Origin of the sequence: Pseudoalteromonas sp. OOF1S-7 (genome assembly GCF_022347765.1) — a bacterium.
Classification (GTDB): Bacteria; Pseudomonadota; Gammaproteobacteria; order Enterobacterales; family Alteromonadaceae; genus Pseudoalteromonas.
The window spans coordinates 266,148-288,971 of sequence record NZ_JAKRFZ010000001.1 but is presented as its reverse complement, the minus strand read 5'-3'; the positions used below and the strand labels follow the sequence as shown (position 1 = coordinate 288,971).

Annotated in this window: 16 protein-coding genes; 9 read left to right on the top strand and 7 right to left on the bottom strand. The window is 49.2% G+C overall.

Features of this window, described 5'->3' with window-relative positions; translation table 11 throughout:
* Positions 1–55: 55 nt before the first annotated feature.
* The 3 genes from MHN33_RS01250 to MHN33_RS01240 are packed head-to-tail and all read left to right on the top strand — an operon-like array spanning position 56 to position 2,014.
* Positions 56–610 (top strand): elongation factor P hydroxylase, encoded by a 555-nt coding sequence (locus MHN33_RS01250; RefSeq protein WP_239393358.1) that lies wholly within the window; start codon positions 56–58, stop codon positions 608–610.
* Positions 600–1,727, top strand: coding sequence for an ATP-NAD kinase family protein (locus tag MHN33_RS01245; protein ID WP_239393353.1), 1,128 nt, complete (start codon positions 600–602; stop codon positions 1,725–1,727). The genes MHN33_RS01250 and MHN33_RS01245 overlap by 11 nt, the downstream gene beginning before the upstream one ends.
* A gap of 8 nt (positions 1,728–1,735) precedes the next feature.
* A complete protein-coding gene (locus MHN33_RS01240) occupies positions 1,736–2,014 on the top strand; it encodes a YfcL family protein (protein WP_239393343.1) in 279 nt (92 codons plus the stop codon).
* Between the two features lie 53 nt (positions 2,015–2,067).
* On the opposite strand, the gene MHN33_RS01235 is transcribed toward MHN33_RS01240, so the two are convergent.
* Both MHN33_RS01235 and MHN33_RS01230 read right to left on the bottom strand, forming a co-directional pair.
* Positions 2,068–3,243: a divalent metal cation transporter gene (locus MHN33_RS01235; RefSeq protein WP_239394981.1), complete on the bottom strand. Its 1,176-nt coding sequence runs from the start codon at positions 3,241–3,243 to the stop codon at positions 2,068–2,070.
* 165 nt (positions 3,244–3,408) lie between these two features.
* Positions 3,409–4,254 carry an HDOD domain-containing protein gene (locus MHN33_RS01230; protein ID WP_239393335.1) on the bottom strand — a complete coding sequence of 282 codons (846 nt, stop codon included), beginning with the start codon at positions 4,252–4,254 and terminating at the stop codon, positions 3,409–3,411.
* A gap of 214 nt (positions 4,255–4,468) precedes the next feature.
* On the opposite strand from MHN33_RS01230, the gene MHN33_RS01225 reads away from it, so the two are divergent.
* Positions 4,469–6,022, top strand: coding sequence for an AbgT family transporter (locus MHN33_RS01225; RefSeq protein WP_239393334.1), 1,554 nt, complete (start codon positions 4,469–4,471; stop codon positions 6,020–6,022).
* 584 nt (positions 6,023–6,606) lie between these two features.
* Positions 6,607–7,509, top strand: coding sequence for a LysR family transcriptional regulator (locus MHN33_RS01220; protein ID WP_239393333.1), 903 nt, complete (start codon positions 6,607–6,609; stop codon positions 7,507–7,509).
* Here MHN33_RS01220 and MHN33_RS01215 read toward each other — a convergent pair.
* The 3 genes from MHN33_RS01215 to MHN33_RS23985 all read right to left on the bottom strand — a co-directional run bounded on the left by MHN33_RS01215 (position 7,506) and on the right by MHN33_RS23985 (position 12,110).
* Complete coding sequence (locus MHN33_RS01215) at positions 7,506–9,725, bottom strand: EAL domain-containing protein (RefSeq protein ID WP_239393332.1); 2,220 nt, start codon at positions 9,723–9,725, stop codon at positions 7,506–7,508. The two genes, MHN33_RS01220 and MHN33_RS01215, sit on opposite strands and share 4 nt — an antisense overlap.
* Positions 9,726–10,309: 584 nt before the next feature.
* On the bottom strand, positions 10,310–11,062 hold the full coding sequence (locus MHN33_RS01210; protein ID WP_239393331.1) for a response regulator transcription factor: 753 nt from the start codon (positions 11,060–11,062) through the stop codon (positions 10,310–10,312).
* A gap of 16 nt (positions 11,063–11,078) precedes the next feature.
* Positions 11,079–12,110 carry a histidine kinase gene (locus tag MHN33_RS23985; RefSeq protein ID WP_239393330.1) on the bottom strand — a complete coding sequence of 344 codons (1,032 nt, stop codon included), beginning with the start codon at positions 12,108–12,110 and terminating at the stop codon, positions 11,079–11,081.
* A 192-nt stretch (positions 12,111–12,302) separates the two neighbouring features.
* Between MHN33_RS23985 and MHN33_RS01200 the strand changes: the two genes are divergently transcribed.
* On the top strand, positions 12,303–14,168 hold the full coding sequence (locus tag MHN33_RS01200; protein ID WP_239393329.1) for a haloalkane dehalogenase: 1,866 nt from the start codon (positions 12,303–12,305) through the stop codon (positions 14,166–14,168).
* Positions 14,169–14,366: 198 nt separating this feature from the next.
* Complete coding sequence (locus MHN33_RS01195; RefSeq protein ID WP_239393328.1) at positions 14,367–14,834, top strand: hypothetical protein; 468 nt, start codon at positions 14,367–14,369, stop codon at positions 14,832–14,834.
* A 175-nt stretch (positions 14,835–15,009) separates the two neighbouring features.
* On the opposite strand, the gene MHN33_RS01190 is transcribed toward MHN33_RS01195, so the two are convergent.
* Entirely contained in the window at positions 15,010–17,412 is a 2,403-nt protein-coding gene (locus tag MHN33_RS01190; RefSeq protein WP_239393327.1) for a hypothetical protein, read from the bottom strand.
* Positions 17,413–17,577: 165 nt separating this feature from the next.
* Here MHN33_RS01190 and MHN33_RS01185 point away from each other — a divergent pair, with 165 nt between their 5' ends.
* Both MHN33_RS01185 and MHN33_RS01180 read left to right on the top strand, forming a co-directional pair.
* The gene (locus tag MHN33_RS01185) at positions 17,578–19,251 is read left to right on the top strand and encodes an MFS transporter (RefSeq protein WP_239394979.1); all 1,674 of its coding nucleotides are present in this window, start codon (positions 17,578–17,580) and stop codon (positions 19,249–19,251) included.
* A 114-nt stretch (positions 19,252–19,365) separates the two neighbouring features.
* A complete protein-coding gene (locus MHN33_RS01180; protein ID WP_239393326.1) occupies positions 19,366–20,643 on the top strand; it encodes an amidohydrolase family protein in 1,278 nt (425 codons plus the stop codon).
* Positions 20,644–20,724: 81 nt separating this feature from the next.
* On the opposite strand, the gene MHN33_RS01175 is transcribed toward MHN33_RS01180, so the two are convergent.
* Positions 20,725–22,530, bottom strand: coding sequence for a serine hydrolase domain-containing protein (locus MHN33_RS01175; RefSeq protein ID WP_239393325.1), 1,806 nt, complete (start codon positions 22,528–22,530; stop codon positions 20,725–20,727).
* Positions 22,531–22,824 lie beyond the last annotated feature (294 nt).

The window sequence follows — 22,824 nt, the reverse complement described above, 5'->3', positions numbered from 1 at the left end:
AAAAATCCGTACAATCTGCGGCCATAAATCGATTAGAGGGCCACCTGCGAGTTGTATGCACCACATTGACGATCTGATCTCGATATTTAACGCCTTATTTTATCCTACGTACAATACCAAACTGGTCGCAGGTACCGATGAACCCATTTATCTGCCAGCGGATGCGCGGTGTGATTACCACCGCATTGTTTTTGCACACGGTTTTTATGCCAGCGCGATGCACGAAATTGCGCACTGGCTGGTGGCTGGTAAAGCCCGTCGGGAGCTGGAGGATTACGGTTACTGGTATTGCCCGGATGGACGCAGCCAAGATCAGCAGCTGGCATTTGAGCAGGTGGAAGTCAAACCTCAGGCCATTGAGTGGGCACTGAGCGCTGCAGCCGGGTTTGCCTTTAATGTCTCTGTTGATAATTTAAATGGCGAGCCGACATGCCGCTTTGCTTTTCAGCGTCGCGTTCATGCGCAGGTGCTGGAAATGCTAACCTGCGGGTTCAATGCCCGAACCGAAGCGCTGTTAGAAGCTTTATCTCAGTTTTATTCGACCCCCTGGCCACTCAATGCTGGCCAGTTTGATTGGCACTGTCCACAGGAGTTCGCAGATGCAGTTTAAACTTGGATTAATCGTGAACCCGGTTGCCGGGTTAGGTGGTGCAGTGGCACTGAAGGGCAGCGATGGCAGCGAAACCGCTGAGCTTGCCCGCTCGCTTGGGGCTGAGCCCAAGGCACACAGCCGCACAGCGCAGGCCCTGGCGCTATTGCAGCCTTATCGGGACATCATTGAAGTCTATACGGTAAGCGGTGAAATGGGGGAAGACCTGGCGATTGAGCACGGTTTTTCTACTCAGATTGTGATGACCTGTGGCACACCGAGTACGCCACAGGACACCGAGCAGGCGGCCAAACTGTTGGCCGATGCCAAAGTCGACCTGCTGCTGTTTGCCGGTGGTGATGGCACCGCGCGCAACATCTGTGCCGCTATTGGTAGCGAAGCCCCTGTGCTGGGCGTACCTGCCGGTTGTAAGATCCACAGTGGCGTATATGCAATCACCCCCAAAGCCGCCGGTCGGGTAGTAGAAATGCTCATTAAAGGGGAGCTGGTAACCATAGACGACGCCGATGTGATGGACATAGATGAAAGTGCTTTTCGGGCCGGAACAGTGCGTGCCAAACGTTATGGTGAAATGCAGGTGCCCAGCGAGTTGCGTTATGTACAAAGCGTAAAAAATGGTGGTAAAGAAAGCGATGAACTGGTGCTGGCGGATATCGCTGCGTATGTAATTTCAGAAATGGAAGAGCATGAGCAGTATATTATGGGTTCGGGCTCAACGGTGGCCGCCATTATGGAAGAGCTGGGCCTGGATAACACCTTACTCGGTGTCGATTTGATCCGAGACCACACTCTGCTGGGCAGTGACCTGACGGCGCAACAGCTGCTGGATGCTGCTTCACAAGCACCGACAAAATTGGTGATCACCCTGATAGGCGGACAGGGCCATATATTTGGTCGCGGCAATCAGCAGCTCAGCCCGGCTTTGATCCGCCAGATTGGCAAAGACAATATCATCGTGGTTGCAACTAAGACTAAGTTGCAGGCACTCAATGGTCGCCCTTTGATAGCAGATACGGGCGATCAGGAACTGGACAATGAACTGAGTGGCTACATCAAAGTAGTGACAGGGTATAATGACCATGTAATGTATGCCGTCGGGCATCAGGATTTAATTTAGGAGACAGAATGTCACTTCAAGCGTATATAGAAGCTGCGCAGCAGTTTTTTGATGAATTAGTAGATAGAGCAAGCGATGACGAGCTGTTTGCTGGTGGCTACTTACGCGGTCATTTCGACCTGGCGGTTGGCTATGCTCAGGTTGAGGAGCTGACCCTGTCAGTGGATGAGCTCAATGCTAAAGTCGAGGCAAGCCTGGTGAAGGCGTATCGTGATGGCGAGCTTAACGAAGAAGACAAGCACCATGTGGTGACCATCTGGGAGCGTCTTAAGCAGTTAGGAGCTTAGCCAGGGGTATAACTTTCCTTCGAAAAAGGCGGTATAACACCGCCTTTTTTCGTTTACAGTATCCAGCGCCACACCACAAATAACACCGCAAAGGCAATCAAATAGCTCAGGCCTGCCCAGGTCAGCAATTGCACCGGCTTACTTTGCTGCGCAAACAGCGCTTTCGAGATCAATGAGAAATTCAGCCAGGCAAAAAACGGTGTAGTCAGAAACGCCAGCGTCATGGCAAACATCAGCATGTCTTTCAGGTTGGCTTTAAAGAATATCACCAGTACCATGCCGAATATGGCCTGCAGCGTAATAAACAAAGACAGGCTGGACTTATTTTGGTGCGGTTTGATCAGTTTCACCGCATCGTCCAGGGTTCTGGCATAGCCATCCAGTACCGTGATGGTGGTGCCAAACATACATAAGAAAGCAATGGTGGCGATTAACCAGCGGGCCCACTCACCCAAAGTCAGTGCATACATATCAATCAGCTGTTTAGAAAAGGCCACCCCGGCGAGTTCTATTTTCTGGCTCTGCCCGTATTGTAGTAATACACCCAGAGAGAAGAACACCACGGCCAGAAATAAAGTTAAAAAGTAGCCGAGATTAAAATCAAACAAACCTTGTGCTTTGCTCAGCGACTGAGTGCGGGTTTTGGCCTTTAACCACAGTGAGTTAATGGCCGATATTTCAATGGGGGCTGGCATCCAGCCCATCAGGGCCACCATAAAGCCAAGTAAAGCGAGCGAGTAAGGGGAAGGCGCAGGTTGAGGTGACGGATGAGCCTGACCCTGAGACACGGCCACCAACAAAGCAGCCAGTGTCGTTACACACAATATTGCCATAATCCCTTTACTGGCTTTGTCGAGCAATTTGTAATGTCCAAACAGTAAGATCCCCAGACACACAAACAGCAGGGCATAGCACAATGTTGTCAGTGAGAGGCTCCAGGGCAGGGCATATTGCAACAGGGCTGCTGTGAGCAGCAGCACACCGGCGGTGTTCACCACTGCGGCAATGACATTCAATGCCACAAAGAGATAAAACAGGGCGCGGTTTTTATTGTAATATCCGGTGACCAGGCTGTTGCCTGTGTGCAGGGTGTATTCCACACCAAAACGGAAAAACGGATACTTGAGCAGATTAACCGCCACCACTAACCACAGTAGTTGCCAGCCAAATAAAGCACCGGCCTGAGTTGCCGCAACCAGGTGCGAGCCACCGACCGCAGCCGTGGCCATCAGGATCCCGGGACCCAGGTTCCCAAGTTTCGAAAAGAGTGATTCCAACACGTCGTTCCTCTGTTTTTGCCACTCATGTTAACGATTTGAAAGCGTTTGCCAAGTGGAAAATGACTGGGCTAATGAGGTTGGGGGTCAAAAGCCCTGTCAGGACGTGTAATCAGGTCAGGTGGTGAAGTACTCTTCGGTGTCGTCTTTGAGGTCCTGATAATCGTCCTCATCGAGATTGAGCGCATCCAGCACGCTTTGTTTCATGATGGGCCAGTCCGGAGCGGCCACAAAGCGTTTATTGGTGTGGACCAGGTTTTCCGCCATTTTCAGGGTAGAAAACGTCAGCATTTCTTCGTCGGTCCGTTTTTCCTGAAGGTAGGTCACATCGTGGTGCCTTAAGATAAGCTGACAAATGGGTTTGGGCAGGTTCCAGCTATTTGCCAGGTAGTAGCCAATGACAGTGTGGTTGGTCTGATAGCGTTCTTCTTCGAACTCCACCAGCATTCTATCGTAATTACTGTTTGCAGCGCCCAGTACTTCGACATAATCCGGGTAATTGAAGGCCATGGCAGGTATACCGGCATCGTGAAACAGGCCCAGCATATAGAGGTTCTCGACCGGGACTTTGCTTTTTATTTTATTCCCTATCAGCGTCGCCACGTCAGCAATTTCATGGGCACTGTCCCAGAATCGTTCAAGTTTGATACAGCACTTCGACTGATCAAAAGCTTGCTTGAGCAGGTAGCCTGTGACCAGCATGGTGATGCTATTGAGCCCGAGAAACATCACGGCCTGGCGAATATCAGTAATGGTACGGGAAAAACCATAGCTTGAGGAATTAATGACTTTGAGTACCGCGGCGGAGGTTGCGACATCTGTTGCTATCAGTGCTGCGATTTCACCCAGCTCTGGTTCTGGTTGTTGCAATAACTGATGCAAGCTTTGCAATAGCTCTGGCTTTGCTGGCAGGCAAAATCCATGGTTCATATCCTTAAGCACGGCGTTGTCTATTTCGATCATAGCGGTCTCGTTAAAGCAAAATTGGATTACACGAACAGCCTGTTGAGAATCAGGCTAGTTTGCCAAGTATAGTAGCTGAGCCAGATTACGCATTCTTTGCGTCAACGCAAAAAACGCATAAATAATACCCACGTAATGGATAAAGGAACAAATGAATTGGCATTGTTACGGTTGTTAAGTTAAAGTTGGCTAATTTTCTTTTTAGGGATTAACTATGGAACAAGCGAAAAACGCAAATAACGACGCCAGCTTCGTTATGCGATTCCTCAATAATATTGAAAGGGTCGGTAACAAGTTGCCCGATCCGGCTATGATCTTCCTCGGTGCGATGTTACTGATCTGGTTACTATCCTGGATGCTCTCGGGTGTCAGCTTTGATGCCATCGACCCGCGCACCGGTGAGGCGATTGTTGTTCATAACCTGCTGAGTGGTGATTCTCTGGCAGGTTTCTTGGCCTCAATGGTTAAAACCTTTACTGGATTTGCACCGCTGGGCGTGGTGCTGGTTGCTATGCTGGGTGTCGGTGTAGCCGAGCACTCGGGTTACATTAATGCTGGCCTGAAACTGATGCTTAAGCGCACACCACAGGCATTGCTGACACCATCCATTATCTTAATTGCAATAGTCAGCCACACCGCAACCGATGCGGGCTATGTACTGGTGATCCCGCTGGCTGGCGTTATCTTCTATGCTATGGGGCGTCACCCGCTGGCAGGTATTGCCGCGGCGTTTGCTGGCGTAAGCGGTGGCTTTAGTGCGAACTTCATCCCTTCTGGGATTGATCCTCTGTTACAGAGTTTTACACAAAGTGCGGCGCAGATCATCGACCCCGAAATCTCAGTTAACCCGCTGAATAACTGGTTCTTCACCTCGGCGTCGAGTGTTTTTATTATTCTGCTCGGCTGGTATATTACCGATAAAATCATTGAACCGCGTCTGGCATCAACTAAGGTAGACGGGGATACCGACGATCTACCTGAGTTTAACGAAGTCACCGGTAAAGAGCGCTCAGCATTTTACGCCGCTTCGGCTGTTATGCTTGCCGGTATCGGTTTACTCATCTATGCAGCCAGTGGTGAAGACTCAGCACTACGCAGTGAAAGTGGTGCACTGACCGACTTTAGTGCTCCGCTGATGCAGTCTATTGTACCGCTGATCTTCTTGCTGTTCTGGATCCCGGGTGCCGTATTTGGCTTTATGGTAGGCACTTTTAAGTCCTCAAAAGACATGATAGACGCAATGAGTAAATCGATGAACTCAATGTCTTACTATATTGTTATGGCTTTCTTCTGTGCGCTGTTTATCGCGGCATTTAGTAAGTCGAATCTGGGGGCCTTACTGGCCATTGAAGGCGCAGAGGTCTTAAAAGCGATGGCACTGCCAAGTTCAGTGACTGTGATTGGCATTATCTTCCTGACTGCCTTTGTAAACCTGTTTGTGGGTTCAAGCTCTGCTAAATGGGCACTGCTAGGTCCTATATTTGTACCTATGCTGATGCAACTGGGTATTTCTCCAGACTTGTCTCAGGCGGCGTATCGTGTTGGTGATTCAAGCTCAAACATCATTACCCCGCTGATGCCATACTTCCCGCTGGTGGTGGTATATTGTCAGAAGTATGTAAAAGACACCGGTATTGGTACGTTACTGGCACTGATGCTGCCATACTCTATCGCCTTTTTAGTCGGCTGGAGCTTATTCCTGCTGGCATACTGGGGCCTGAGCATTCCACTGGGCCTGCAATCTAGCTACATCTACCCGGCAGGTTAATCTGCCAGACACTGGATGAGGCCCTGTGCCTCATCCAGCTTTGCAAGAAGCTTTGGAAGACACCCAGTCAAAGGACGAAGAGGCTCCCAATCAAAGTAGTCAAAGAGGAAGAAGACAGCTTTGCAAGACACCCATTCAAAACTCCAGCTTCGCACAGAGCTTTGCAAGATATCCAGTCAAAGTCCAGTCAAAGGACACCCACTCATAATCATTCCGGTTAGGCATTAACTTACGCAAAGAAACAAAGAAAAAGCCGGCTTCTGCCGGCTAGATGGATTTGCTATTGGTTGGGCCAAAAGCACCAAGGGAAATCTTACTGCCTCCGTGCAGCAAATACTCAAGGGAGGTTCAAAAATCAAAGTAACCAATAAGAGTACATACTGGTTAAGAGCAGGCGCATCATATCCCTGTTAGATGACCAAATTATGACAACCAGTGCAGGCTGTTTAGTTTTACTTTACTGGAGCTGAGAGCTGTGGCTCTGAAAATCGAGCATATTGCACATCAATAGAGAAAAGTAATTGAATAGATTAGAATAGTTACAAGTATAGTGGCTAGTGTGGCCAAATGACGAGGAAGGTGAGATGTTAAGAGTCACGCTTGAGCAGTGGCGCATGTTGCGTGCTGTGGTAGAACATGGTGGGTTTAATCAGGCTGCCAAGGCTATCCACAAGAGCCAGTCGAGCATCCATACCGCAGTGCAAAAAATTGAAACAGCGCTATCCGTCAAGTTGTTCCAGGTGGAAGGGCGTAAAACCCGTCTCACGGAAGCGGGTGAAATGATGTTGCGCCGTGCTAACTACCTGCTTGATGAAGCTGAAAAGGTCGAGGCTGTTGGCCAGACCCTGGCAAAAGGGGTAGAGAGCCATCTGCGTATTGCGGTGGATGAAGTTTTTCCTCAGGCACTGCTTTATAAGGTACTGGAGGCAACCTCACAGGCTTATCCATTACTGCGTATTGAACTGGTTGAGTCTATCCTGTCTGGGTCATTTGAAGCGCTACAAAACACCAAGGTTGATATAGCCATTTCGCCTATGGTGCTGCCGCAAGGCTTTAGTGAGCAGCTCTGTCTGGTGGAATTTGTGGCCGTTGCTCACCCGGAGCATGCGCTGCATCAGCTCGGTCGTGAGCTGACGTTGGAAGACCTTAAGTCATTCAGGCAAATCGTGGTCAGAGACTCGGCACTTGGTAAAGGCACTGACAGCGGCTGGCTGGGGGCTGATCAGCGTTGGACGGTCAGCCATTTGCGCACTATGGTGGATATGGTCACTCAGGGCCTGGGTTTTGCCTGGCTGCCCAGAAGTGCCATTACCATGCAGCTCAATAGCGGCGTACTGGTGCCCTTGCAACTCACGCACAATCGCACACGCCAGGCCCAGCTTAATCTGCTCTTTAAAGACGGGGATACGCTCGGGCCTGCAGCCAGAGCGTTTATTGGAGAGCTCAGATATCAGTGTATGGCGCTGGAGGCACAGGCAAATGACTAAGTCGCCTGTGCATCGTAAGTGTTCGCTAGCACTTGCTCAACTGCCACAGGGCGGCTGAACCAGTAGCCCTGAAACTCTTTAACCCCCAGCTCCAGTAGCTTGTTAAGTTGCGCCTGAGTCTCAACGCCTTCTGCCAGCGCTGCAATGCCCAGGTTGTCGCACATAGTGAGTATCCCCAGCAGCAGCGCCTGTTGTTTCTGATCTGAGGTGATTTGTGTCACCAAAGAGCGATCCAACTTTAGGCGCTTAATGGGCGAGGCCAGCACCCTCGCAATATTGGAGTATCCAATCCCAAAATCATCAATACTCAGGCTGAAGCCCATTTTATCTAGTGCCTCCATGATCTGGTTATGATCGTCGGCAAAGCTGTATTCGGTTAATTCAAATTCGAACATGCGCGGGCTCAGGCCATAGCTGTGCACAATAGACAGAGTGCTACGGGCAAATTGCTCGCAGGCAATGTCGCGGGAGCTGATGTTGATGGCGATAGGCACATGAATATCCGGATGGCTCTGCAAGGTATGGCAGACCTTATGCAAAATGCGTTGTGTCAGCTGATTGACCAGACCAAACTCCTCGGCAATGGGCACAAACTCACCGGGGGACACCCACCCCAACAAGGGGCTGTGCCAGCGCGCCAGCGCTTCGTAGCCAATCACCGAATGGGTGTTATCATGCTTGCTCTGTAAAACTATCTGTAGTTCATCATGCTCCAGTGCCTTTTCAAGCAGTAGGGCCATCTCGTGGCGGGCCAGAGTCTGGCGTCGGGTGCTATGATCAAATATGGCCAGATCATCGCCTGCGCCACGTAGTTCACAGGCCTGCTGGGCATTTTTTAATAACCGCTCGGGGATATAGCCGTGCTCCGGATAAGTAGCAATCCCCACGGCGTAACGGGCATGAAACTGGTGTTGTCCCAGCTTGAGCCAGAAATCCAGGTGCTGACGCCAGCGCTGTGCAACTTCCAGTACCGGCGCATCGGGTTCGATAATGATCGCCAGGCGTCCTGCGCCAATATACGCAATTTGGTCGAGCAAACTGGGGTCGTGCTCTGCAACCTGGTTAATATGGCCGTATAAATGCTTGTGCAGTTCGCCGTCAATCAGGTAATCAAGCACGTGCTTATTGAGGTTTTCGGCGATCAGCAGTGCAAATGGCTGGCCACGATCAATATGCACCTGTAACTGTTCAGTGAGCCAGGTTTTATTAGGCAAGTTGGTTCTGGCATCAAAGTACTTAGCCTGCTGATGGGCAACATCCAGGGCCAGCAGATCTTGCTGAAGCTGGTGCTGATCAGACACATCATTGAGATACCAGGCGCACAATTGCTCGGAGTGGTATTCCCGCGAAGCCAGCTCTATGGTGCGCTCACCCACGTGGAAAATATTCAAGTCGGCCTCATGCTGGTCGCTGTTGTTAAGCAGCCGGCTCAGATCATCTTGTGTAACGCGGACAAAATTACAGGGCAGGGGTTGAGTCTGGATCCCCAGCAAAGTGCGCGCTTTTTCATTGGCTTCAACGATATTAAACTGCTGGTCGACTAACACAATGGCGTGAAAAGATTTCTGAAAGAAGCGTTGATAGATTTGCTTTTGTGAGGCCAGTAGCTCGTTATTACTGGCCATATGCAAATTCAACCGGCTGGCGGCCAGACTGGTACGCCACACTGCCAGCGGCACGGTACAGTTAAAAAAGAAAAACAGCAAAAAGTGGATATAAATATCGCCGTCGACCAGCATACGCTCGCCGGGCGGGATAACCGATAAGTTAACCTGCTGCACTATTAATAAAAATGGAATGATATTCAGTGCGGCGTAAAAAATCGCAGTGCGCTTACCCAGTAACAGTAATGCCAGAATTGGCGTGATATAAACAAAAATAGAGCCCAACTGGGCAAGGGGTAGCAGAGGAATAAATAACTTGATGGCCACTCCAGCCGCCACTATGGCAATCATCAGCAAGTGCGCACACAGCTGATAAGCGCTGCGACTCAGAGTGAGCAGCACACCTATAGTAAGCGTAAAGCCCGACGTCAGTACCAGCACATAGTCAAGTTCAAATGCCAGCGCAGCGGGCAAGCTGTTGATAAAGATCCCAAGGCATAATAAAAGCCCGGTCACCAAAATGATGCGCAGAGCACTGACACGCCAGTTAGGCACGTCGCTTGGCGATTGGGTTTCTTCCTCAAGTAAGAAAAAGCGGCTTAAAGAGCTCAAAACGTTACAGTTATTATTATTGTTTTTCCCGATACTAAGGCCATCAGAGCTGCAATTCAATGGGCAGAGGCAGTAAAACCTGCGCTAAATCAGCTTAACTGCGGTTTTTTTCAACATAGTGGAGGGGAAATAGACAAACAGCACATCCTATTTGCAGGCAACCTCGTCATTTCATAGCAATTCCGTCACCCCGGGTTCGTGTGGGCTGGGAGCGGCCTAATTACCACGCAGTGGTGGATTATTGTAGAAAACCTTACAATCATCTCCGTCATCCCGGCCGCGTGCGAGCCGGGATCTAGTCGAACCCAACTAAGAAGTATCGGGTATACAGGTGTGAGTGAAACAGTTTGTTTGATTGGCGCTAGTGCGCGTTTTCTTTCCTGGTATAAGTCTGCTTGCTGTATGAGGCAAACGTGGACACCCACTCAAATAAAGGTGGCAAGGTGGATACCTATTCAAATAATTTTCGCAGTTGCGAAAAAAACCATGCTCCGCCCATACGCGAACAGACAATCTCTGAACCTACCAATAAAAATTTCGAGTAAGCGACTGGACGGCCAACAACACTCATCCCAAACCAACATTCAATCCTCAAGTTGTGCCCGTTGAGCAATGCGCGCCTTCAAGGTACCGGTAAAGCTGCGTGAGACAGGGATTTGTGCATCGGTTCCCGCTAGGCGCACAAAGTATTTTCGGGCATGGTATTTGAGTGCCAATAGCTGTGTGGCATTGATGATATAGCTGCGGTGCAGCCGATAAAACTGAGATTCGGGTAGCTGAGTGCAAAATCTGTCGAGGGTTTGCTCAGAAATTATGGTGTCTGTGTTGTGACTGCGGGCGCCTTGCTCGGTTAAATGGACTCGTCGATAGCGGCCAATGCTTTCAATAAAGTTGATATGTTCACACTCAACGATTTTTTGCGCTGCGTGGTCGTTTAAGATCAGCCGTGCAGATGAACGCGGAGGCTGAACTTGTGTTTGATGACGAACGATTTTAGCTAGGCTTTTGGCGATAAGCTCTGGCCTGGCTGGTTTAACTAAGTAATCTATGGCGTTGGTATCAAAGGCTTTTAACGCATATTGTTCGTAAGCCGTCATAAAAATGAGCTGATAGGTCAAATGTTGCGTTGCCCTGGCGACATCAAAGCCATTGAGCTCGGGCATTTCGATATCAAGGAAGACAATATCCGGGCGCTTGAGCATGAGCTGCTCAATGGCTGATTTACCATCCGCTGCTTCTGCAACAATTTCTAGCTCATCAAAGCCAGTTATCACATCCCTTAAGTGCTGTCTGGCTGCCTGTTCGTCGTCAATAATGATCACGGTTTTGGTATTCATACTCGGCTCTGGTTATTTATCTGGGCAACTGGATAAACGCGCTGGTGCCTTCATCGGACGAGACAAGCTTAAACGTGGCGGCGTTTTGATAGTGCAGTGCGAGGGTTTCTTGTGTAATACGTAGTCCTTCGCCTGAGATCACTTGGGTGTCTTCAAAAGGCGCGCCTGTATCTTGTACTTCAATTATCAGGCTATGGGCTTGGGCTTCAACAATGATACTGATATGGCCTGTATGGGCATATGGGGCAATGCCATACTTTACGGCGTTTTCAACCAGGGGTAACAACAGCAAAGATGGAACCGATAGCTGGTCAAATTCGATTGGGCAATCCAAATCAAACGTGAGTCGGTCCGCAAATCTTTTTTGTTGTAAAACAAGATAAAGCTCGACCAGTTTGAGCTCCTGTGTCAGCGCTATAAATTGGTGTTGGGCAAGTTGAATGGTATGGCGCAGTAGGTCGCTGAGGTCGTAAATGAGCACTTTTGCCTTGTGCGGATCTTGAGTCACTTCACTGGCGATCAGGTTAAGGGTGTTAAACAAAAAGTGCGGGTTAGACTGCATCTTCAGCATTTGTAACTCTGCTTTTTGCGCCTGCAGCTGAGACTGAAAGTGATACGCTTGTTGTTTGAACATCAGCATGACAGCGATGTAAACAAATGCCTCAAGCAACATAATAATGACGGGCAAAAATGAGACCTGAGAGGCCGCATTTGCGTTTGGTAACGTGACGATTGGCCCTATCAGTGCGTACAGCAGGATAATGGAAAAAGGCCTGAACAACCAAGTATTATGACGAACACCGGCTGGTAAAAACGGCGCACATACCCATTCAAATAGGTTAAAGAGTAAATAACCGGCACAAAACCCACCCCATATTTTTACGACGACCTGTGTAAACAAAGGGAACGTGAACTGCTCGAGCAGTAGCAACACACTGGATAAGAGTAAGATATTGAGCCCCGGCCAGATCAGTAAAAATATCCAGGCCTGAGTTTGTCTTTTGTTATAAAGCCCGGTTTGGCTCGGTATTGTATGCGCTGAATTCACTCGGGGTTCCGGCTGTGATTGAGTTATTAAATGGTACAGGCAATTTTATTCTGATGATATGCCGCCATAGCACCATTGAGACAGACTTTTACACCATCTGCGCACAACCGGCTACGTTGCATCCGTTTGCAGTGATATTCCTATGCCTCAACACGATAAGCAATAGTTATCTGATACATAAGGAAAACAAAGATGGTCCACAACACTCGAACAACACAATTTAAGCTAAAGCAGACCGTTGTCACTTTGCGCAAGGCCATTGGGGTCTGCCTGTTAAGCAGCATTTTGGTGGCATGTAGCGATAGCGACGATGAACAAAGCAGTGCAGAAGAAACGGTTACTCAGGACACCCACTCAGAAACAAAGCCTACGGAAACAAAACCAGCCTCCGGCCCACTAAGTGACGCGTGTTTGCAGGCTGATATTACTACGTCAACCACCTCTAAAGGGATTGAGTTTGTCACTACCCCGGATGCTTGCTTTGACGATTTACCGGGCTATGACTTTGCTGCACATTACCTGGAAGTAGAAGGGCTTAGACTGCACTACGTAGATGAAGGACCACAAGATGGCGAAGTAGTGCTGATGTTGCACGGCCAGCCAAGTTGGTCTTATCTATATCGTAAAATGATCCCTATTTTGGCCGATGCTGGTTATCGGGTAGTTGCGCTTGATAATATGGGGATGGGTAAGTCGGATAAGCCACTCAATGTTGCCGCACATCAATATGAACACCATGTGTCGTGGACCAAGGCGTTTATCAACAAGCTGCAACTCACTGACATTAATTTATTTGTGCAAGACTGGGGCAGCCTTATTGGGCTTAGAGTAGCTGGTGATATGTCTGAGCGTTTTGCCAGAATCGTGGTGGCAAACGGTGATATGCCAGTTATTCCAACCGGTAGCAACCCGTATCAATTACCTAGCTTTGAAATTGACGCGGCGCTTACAATGGATGCCAGTACATTTTTTGATACACGTTCGCGCGATCGTGTTGAAGGGTTTCAGCAGTGGATTGATTACGCGGCCAGTGTACCAGAGTTGATGGCGGGTGATGTGGTGCAAAAGCTCTCGACGATAGAGTTGAGTGACGCGGAGGTAAAAGCTTACAACGCGCCTTATCCAAATGTGCAGTATAAAGCTGCGATCCGCGCGTTTCCATCCATGCTCTCTGGCATAGAGATGCAAACGTTACCGGCATGGCAAACTTTAGGCGCCTATCATAATCCGTTTATGTTTAATGGTGGCGAATATGATAAAGGACTAGGTAGTGAGGCCAATCAGCGCAAATGGATTAACCATGTACCGGGTGCTGAAGGCTCAGAGCACAGGCGCTTTCAGGCTGGTCACTTTATTCAAGATGATGTAGGTGGGGAGTTGGCACTGCACTTTTTAAGCTTTATGCAAACAACCACGCCACAAGCGCCGCTGGTAACTGGCGGGCCAAGCTACAATATGCGTTACTGTGAGATCCTATTGCCTTATCTGCAAGATGACAGGGTAGTGGCGCAGGTGTGGGGGACGCCGGGTGTTGATATGTGTCAGCAGTCGCAGTGGGATGCAATCGATTTTGAAGACGTTGCTGCACAATACGGTGCAGTGAGCGCCATTCCTAACGGTCCGCGCTTTTTCGTGGTTGATGAAAGTCGTGGTGGAGACATCATAACGCTGGACGCGAGCACGCAGTTTCGTCAATTCGGCGATGTAAAAATGCGCTTATTAACGACGGCTGACATAAGTACCGCGCAGGGAGAGCAAGTTCCTTATGTAGCGGGAGAAGTCTCAAGAAGCAATACCTGGCACTTTTACAAAGGGCGACGCATCTATGAAATTACCGATAACACAGGGCAAACTTATGTGATGCAGTCATTTAGCCGTATTTCGGACCCTTCATTGCAAATGGATGATTTGGCGCATTTAGGAGATCGGCTTAACTTGCCTGAAGGCTGGCAGTTTTCAAGCCGAATCCTGACGGAGTCGCTTGATATGACGCCTGTTGACGGCATTGCTTTTGTATTACAGGATGAATTGGGCAATAGCTATCAGCTTGCACAGTAGTCACCTCAGTCATCTCCTGACAGTGAGAGGTGACCACTCGCTCAACATGTGTGAATTTCTCTCTGCGCTGCAGCACGGTTGTAGTTTAGGGTGAAGTTCCACATAATGATGTTGCTAACTTTGGAACGGTCATGTTGCGCGTGTTTGCCAAACTCACATGTATAAGGAAGCCAACAGTATGATACCTAAGTACTTATTATGCTTAATAAGGGCGATATGAACCGTTTTATTGATTTCAGAGAGCTTAAAGTGCTCATTTTTATTCCGCTACTTGTTTACTTCTTTTATGCAATTGCAGAGGTTTTCTTCTGGATAGCGGTATTTGACTTTATGTATACCAATAATTTTACAGAAGCTGAAATGGATGAGGCCATTATTAGATCTCCGCTAGTCATTGGTGGCCTCCTGCTAATAATTGGCTTTTTCAACACGCTCACTGCTTATCTTGTGGCAGGCTATCTGAAAGGCACTTTCGTAAAGTCAGCGGCATTGACAATTATCGTGGTAGAGGTGATTGATTTGCTTGTCATATATGTTTTGCCGGCAGATGACTCAGTCTTTCCGCTGTGGCGAGATATGGTCTTTTTCGCTGTTGGCTGGGGAGCGATTGTACTTGGCGCATGGGCAGCGTGTAATAAGCGTGAACGACAAGCCAAACTGAGTTGAGATAACTCAAAGTATTTGACGTGGTTACCTGCTTGCTTTGTTTTAAATTAGACTGGCTTGTCAGGACCAATGCTCAGCTCTTACGCTTTAGTGCAGGGCATCTCGAGAATCAAGCTCGTCACCAGTAATAAGTAAAAAAGGGTGCAAATAATGTTGACCTGCACCCCAGGCTTTTCTAGAGCTTAAAGCTTTCCACCAGTTTGATAGGCTCTCCGTCTACGTCTAATACAGCGACGACCTTCAGTACTCCGTTTTTGAGCTCTTCAGACTGGCGTAAGTACGGTTGCCAGTGCTTTTTCTCATAGGGAGAAATGCTGATGTCCTGCTCCCAAAGCGCAGGCTGAACTGCCGGGCTTTGGTAGGGAAGGAACTGTACCGACAGTTTCCCATGGGTGTCGCCGGAATAGGGTCCGGTCAGACTGATCTCCAGATCTGAGTTGCCTTTGTTAAGCTGGGCATTCAAATACACGCCATCAAAGCGCTGATTTTCCAAAGTGATTTGGCCCGTCTGCATTAGGCCTTGCCAGCTAAGCGTGTAGTTTTCCTGATTCTGGGTTACCGACAACGGCATTTTGTGTCTACCAGGCGGCAAAGAGTAGGCTTTGCCGCTCTGAAGCTTAACTTCGGCAGTTTGCTGACTGGGGTTATGTGCTGAAATAAAAGGCGCATCACCGTCAAACCGTAATGCCAGTTCGATGCCGCTGAGCGAATACAGTGCGTCATCAGAGAGCTGTTGTTGCCAACTTTCGAGTATGCTTTGTAAGTTTGCGCTCAGTGCACCGTGCAGGCTCTGATCGGTTTGTTTTGCCAGATGAGTGGCCAGTGTGGCCATACAATTCGGGAGTTGCGCCGAAAATGCGACGCAGGTATTGAAGGCTCTGTGTGCCAGATTTGCACCTGCAAAGTACCAGGGGTTAGCAGTGGCCAATGCCAGTTCTGGTACTTTATAGGTATGGCCATACAGATAAGGCGTAACCGTATGATTCATGTTGCGACCCAGCAGGGCGACGTGTTGAAAGTTGATTGCATTCAATACGTTGTCAGGCAGTGTAAAGGTAACGGTTTGTGTGTTGCCAGCTGATTTAAGCTCAACTTCCAGCTCCGAACTGGTGGTACGCACATTGAGGCCTAGTTGCAGGGTTTGCTCTACACTATTGAGAATTGAAGGCGTGAGTGCAACTTCCTGTGTGGTGCCGCTGGTTGTGTCAATGACGGATAGTCGCGTGCCATCTGTAAGCAGTACTTGCAACATCTGATCCTGAGTAAAGTCAGCTTTTTCAGTCAATCCAGCACGTTGGGCAAGGCTGTCTTTGCTAAGTTTGGTTAGCAAGCCGATACCTATATCACCCCGGGTTCTTTGTTCAGGTTGCAGTGACAATAAAGCCGCGAATGACTCTTTGCTAAGCGGATTAATGGCAGGGTGGGGGTCAGGCGCCGGAAAATCTAAGACCGGATGAGTAGCGTTGTCCGTTGGGGTAATGTCCAGCCGTTGCAGATTTTTGTCGTCATTGCTGCGCAACCAGTAGCCAGCACCATTTTGCTCCCATGGCCCGCGCACAATATGAAAGCTCGGCCGGGCTGATGTTACGAACTGAGCAAAGTCGCGCTCTAACTGTGGCCAGTCAGCAAAGGTGCGCTTGAGTAATTTATTGGCAGTGGGCAAAGTGGCGTCAGAGTCCGGGTTTAGTGCCATCAGCGTGCGCAGGTAACGTTTAAAATACTGATAACGTAGAGGATCGCTTAACAAATAGTGCACAATAAAAAAGTTAAGGCCACGGTGTAATTGTGGGTCATCATTAATTTGTTCAAAGCTGGGCTGTGCATTCTCATAATACTGCGCCAGCCCAAGTGACTGATAATTCATTGGTGCACGGTCGAACACCATTACTCTGAGCTGCTTTTTATCGCTGTCATAAGTATGACTGGCAATGGCATCGGCCATGCCTTCTGTGATCCAGTTAGGTGCCCAGGTTGAGTGGCCATTCAACGCCATATGAAAGGCATGCATGGTTTCGTGGATCACGATATAACGCTGATGGTGGTGCCTGTGGCTGGGGAAGCTATATCCGGCCCGGTTATAGTACATGGTTTCACCGCCGGCCGTTTTGTGCACGCCGCGCAGAAAACCGTCGTCCAGCATGGCTTCACGCACCCGTTCACGAGAGCTGCCATACACCACCGCAATTCGCTGCTTATCTATATTGGCAGGCGCCATACCGAACAGCTCTACATAGTGGGGATAAGACATCTCAAGCAACTCAAGATACAGCCGCACTTTGTCCTCACTCAGATCACTTTTTAGTGCAAAGTGCTTGCTTACCCACCAGTTATAGCCGCGACTGTTGGATATTTTGCCCTCGCTGTAGGTGCGCGGAATTTGCTTACCTATATAAGCAATGTCGATATGCTTCAACGTACTGACTCTGCCGGCAACGTTTATATCAACGCGCATCTGGGCCGGGCTTGGGATGAACTGTGCCTGCAGGTGAGACTGTGGTGTGATAAGTTGCTGCCTCGGACCTTCTGCCGACTGACATCCGCTCAGCAGTGCCAGCGCAATTAAACTCATGCGTAACATTTTGACTTTCTCTTATTTGTGTTTTATGTATATTGTATACAATAATAATCAATAGGATCTAAGTCAATGTCTATAAGCTCATCGTCCGGTCAGTCCAGCGCCGGGGCGCAAACTGTGAATACCCAAAAAGCGGGATTTAGCCGCGCTTTTTATGTCGCAAATTTGATGGAAATATTCGAGCGGTTAGCCTGGTATGGCTTTTTCGCCGTCTCGTCTGTATATATGACCACACCCAGCGCACAAGGGGGCGTCGGTTTTACCGATCTGGAGCGTGGCGCTGTGCAGGGGATCATTCCCTTTTTTTTATACCTGCTGCCTGTGCTTACGGGGGCGCTGGGTGATCAGCTGGGCTACCGGAAAATGTTTTTACTGTCGTTTGCCATTATGGCACCCGGTTATTATCTGCTGGGACAGGCACAAAGTTTCTGGCCGTTTTTTGCGGCGCTGAGCCTGGTTGCGCTGGGAGCTGCGTGTTTTAAACCGGTTGTCGTCGGCACGATTTCTCATAGTACCAATGACAGCAATCGTGGCCTGGGTTTTGGCATTTTTTATACTATGGTGAACATAGGCGGGTTTTTGGGTCCCTTACTGGCAGGCGCACTCAGGGCCATCAGCTGGGATGCAGTGTTTATGATGTCGGCCTGCTGGATCCTGATCAATTTTATTCCAGTTTTGTGGTTTTACCGCGACCCGCCCAGCCTTAAACGCGAAAAAGCCCCGCTGGGTAATGTATTGCGCGAAGCGCAGTCAGTGTTGGGTAACGGCCGTTTTGCACTGACCTTATTGGTTGCCGTCGTACTGTTGATGTGCTCCGGCGTTGAAGTTCTAAGCTACGGACAGGCATTTACGCTGATCGGAGTGTGGCTGGTGACGAACCTGATCTGGGATCGCATTGCGCACAAAGTGACGAAGGCAAACACAATCTGGTGGGCACAGCCAATGCGGATCAGCAATGTGCGTTTTGCACTCTATCTGGCCATCATTGCCGGGTTCTGGACGGTGTATAACCAGCTGTTTTACACCTTGCCCTTGTTTATTCGAGATTATGTGGATACCCGCGACTTACTGAACTTTATTGCTTTTTTTGGCGAAGATGCAGTCGCATTCTTTGCATATGTTGATAGCAGCCAGCTGCAAAGTGCAATTCAGGCACTACATACTCAGTTACATGAAGGCAATCAGCCAGCCGCCGAAGCACTGCGATTGCAGTGGGTACACCTCAAAGTCAATGTGCCAGTCGCAGAACTCAACGCCCTGATGGCACAATTGTCGGCATCGGTAACGCTGTCAAGCGCGCAGCTTCAGCACCTTACCAACGATCTCTTGATTTATCGACAGATCAACCCTGAGTATCTGATCAACCTGGATTTTGCGGCCATTGTACTGCTACAGATCCTGGTCAGCTACTTGTGTCAGCGGATCAAGCCATTTTATGTTCTGACCGCCGGATTAGTGGTGATGTGTGGTGCGTTTGGGTTGATGGCCACTGAGCTGACCGCAACAGGAGGGGCATTGATAGTGACCGTGATCTTGTTGATTGCACTGGGTGAAATGCTGACCTCTCCGAAGAGCCAGGAATATGTCGCCAGCATTGCGCCACCATCTCAGGCGGCTTTATATATGGGTTACTATTTTGTTTCTATGGCGCTGGGTTTTCTGTTTGCCGGGTTTTTATCAGGCTGGAGCTACGCCACTTTGGTACAGCAGCAAAACCGACCCGATTTAATGTGGGCATTGTTCGGTGCGCTTGCCTTAGTGACCGCCATCGCCTTGTTCTTGTTTAATCGTTACCTGATCCAAAAGTCAGCGCTGCAAGCGCCAACAGAGCAGGTTGCATAACCATGGCTGCAGGTTCGAAACTTTTACGGTGAACACTTAGTCGCACATTGGTTGCCTTTGTCAGCTTGCCGTGGCTAGACTGGGGAGACTAATTACTACAAAAAAGAAGCGAATATGTTGAAAACAACTCTGATCAGTGCCGCTGTGCTTATGGCCTGCGGTAATGCTTTTGCCGATACTTTGGTACTCAATGCGGACGCTGCACTGGATGTAAAAAGCGGTAAGTTGATCCGTCCGGCCACTGTGGTGGTTGAAGATAACACCATAGTTTCGGTGTCACGCACCAATCGTAAGGCACACCCGCAAGATGCAACGGTGATTGACCTTGCCGGGCACACTTTGCTGCCAGGCTTATTCGATATGCACGTGCACCTGACCGGAGATGCACAGGTACATGGTTATAAACGCCTGCAGCGCACGGCCCCGCGCTCGGCAATTACCGGTGTGCGCAATGCCAAACGTACGTTGGCTGCCGGGTTTACGTCGGTGCGCAACCTGGGGGCACCGGGTTATGCCGACCTGGCACTACGAGATGCAATTTACGACGGTGATGTGCCAGGACCGCGGATCTTTGCTTCGGGCCCGGCGCTTGGGATCACCGGTGGGCATTGCGATAATAACCTGTTTACTCATGAACATAAGGTGGTAGCAGCGGGCGTAGCCGATGGCCCCTGGGCGGTCAGGCAAAAAGTGCGCGAAAACATCAAATACGGGGTCGATGTCATCAAGTTCTGTGCAACCGGAGGCGTGCTGTCTAAAGGTACGAAGGTTGGGGCGCAACAGTATTCTTTTGAAGAGATGCAGGCGCTGGTGGCAGAAGTCCACTTGCGCGGGCTAACAGTCGCTGCACACGCACATGGTACTGATGGCATTAAGTCTGCGATCCGTGCCGGGGTTGATTCGGTGGAGCATGTCAGCTTTTTGGATGATGAAGCCATTGTGCTTGCCAAAAAGCATGGTACTTACTTCTCTATGGATATTTACAATACCGAATATATCCTGAGTGAAGGCGAAAAAGCCGGTATCTTACCAGAAAGCCTCGATAAAGAGCGTAAAGTGGGTGGTACTCAGCGTGCCAGCTTTAGCAAAGCCGTGAAGGCCGGCGTTAACATGGTATTTGGCTCCGATGGTGGAGTTTATCCTCATGGTCAAAATGGCAAACAGTTTAGCCGTATGGTCAAATTTGGCATGAACGAATTACAAGCACTACAGGCCGCAACCATTAATTCGGCAACTTTGCTCAAAATGCAGGACAAGTTAGGTTCTTTGGAGGCGGGTAAACTGGCCGACATCATTGCCGTGCCGGGCAACCCTCTGGAAGACATCCGGGTGATGGAAACCGTCACCCTGGTGATTAAAGACGGCAAAGTTGAAGTGGATACACGTCAGTAAACCTGCTGTACATCGTCAATCATACCGACATTTAGTCGGTATGATTGATTGGATGTCCAGGCTTTACTTCCCAGGTTCTGGTTATCGCCAGAATATTGCAGGCAAGTGCCCCCAGGCTGCAAGCACGCAGCACAACTGGATGGCCGAGATAAGAAATATGCCATCACGTATACTGCCTTTGACCCCCCAACCCTGCTGGTAACAACGCCATAGAGAATGTAACAGGCTGATAGGCAAAAACATGGTTACTAAGGCCAATGAGATGCTTGCCACAGTGATGTCACCAAAAGCCAGAAAAGACTGACTGAGAAACAGTGCCATCGGTACAGCCAGCACCAGCAAATTCATTAAACTCCATTGCAGGCGCCTGAATCCGGCAAAGCGTTGTGTGGCCAGCCTGAACAGAGCTGTCACCAGAATATATACAAATCCACACAGCCCGAGCAGCAGACTAAGCCAGTACAGTGCTATGGAAGTTACACCGACCTTTTTAAAGGTTTTCAGACCATTGCTAAAGAACTCATCCCCTGCGGGGCTACTAAAGAACACATGGGATGGCTGAGTTCTTTCTGAATCCCGATACAGATCATCTTTTATATGGTGTAGTGTTCGGGGAGCACTCTGCAACGAGTGCAGCGTTATCTGATTGTCTGATGCTGTGACCCAGACTGGGCCGAATACTTTATCAAGGAACTCGAATTCTGCCATATTATTAGGTGACAACACATACAAGCCCGTCAAGGCGGACATGTCATTTTGCGAGGTGCCGGGTGGGATAATTTCGTTATGGTCCAGCTCGAGAAGTTCGACAAACAGTGCCTTAAATGCCTCATAATCAGCGCTTTCACTGTCAGTGTTGATGGCATAAAAGTAGCCTTTTTTTTGCTCTGGGAACAGGCAAATGTTGGCGCGAAAGCCAAATGTGGTTCCAGGGTGACATTGCCCGACAACACCGTACCGGTCTCGGTTTGAAAATGCCAGACCACGGCCTATGTTAAGGCCTGCTTTGTCCGCATCTGTGCCACCAAAATCAAACAGTTTACCCATCAAGTCGGGGTGCACAAATTGTTCCCCGTCAATTACTCCTTCGCCCATGACAAACTGAATAAACCGAGCCATATCCGGCGCTGTTGTTGTGAACTGGCCTGCTGGCCGAGTATAAACGGGCACGGCAGCCTGGGCGACTTGGTTTTCATGATATCCCATGGCGAGTCTGGGGTCGCTGTGCTGAGCACTAAATTCAAAGCTGCTGTCGAGCATCCCCAGCGGAATAAGCAGATGTTGGTCCAGGTAGGCTTCATATCGCTGATTAGTAACGGCTTCTATTACCATACCAAGAAGTGTATAACCCATGTTAGAGTAAGAATACTGAGTGCCTGGTTCAGTTCTGAGCTCAAGTAAGTCACTATTATGTTCAGGGAAAGCGCGCAGCAGCGGCGTAGCCGGTGTGGGGGTCTTGCTTAGGAATTGCCACATGCGAATATTGTCCAGCCCAGCGGTGTGTGTGAGCAGGTGTTTAACTCGCACAGGTGCACTGCCTTGCCACGGGTTGTTGAGTCGTACCTGAGGTAGCAAAGGCTGAACTTTTGTTTCGAGAGAAAGTTGTCCTTTTGAAATTAACCGTAAAACTCCCAATGCCAGCACGGTTTTGGTGACTGATCCAACATGCATCTTTTGGTCTGGCTGCATAATATCAGCGTGTTCGATATTGGCGTATCCTGCACTTCCTGTGGTGATATGTTCCTGAGTCACCATAGTCCAGGTGATCCCCGACAGCTGCTGCGCTTCGAGCATCGCTTTTATTGTTGTATGCGCTGTTTGAACTGTCGTGGCATAGGTTGAACAGGACACGAACCAAGTGGCGATTAAAATAAGACTTCTGAGCACAACTTTCTCCTTATCTGGCTCTCATACTTTGCCCGCGAGCCTGGTTGCAAATGAACCTGCACCATAATGCTAAGGGCCTATAAATGTCGAGTGAATTTAACAACTTACTATGTGAAAAGGAAGTGAAGGCTGAGTACCTTCTTCACAAACGGACAGCGTAGTCGTAAAACATCCAATATCGGGCTAAGGGGTCTCAATATGCCTACATTTCACAATAAGCTAAGGTGTTGTTGCTTATTAGCTTTTATCGGATAATAGCGACAGCGATAATAACAAGCAGTCATTTCGATTGGC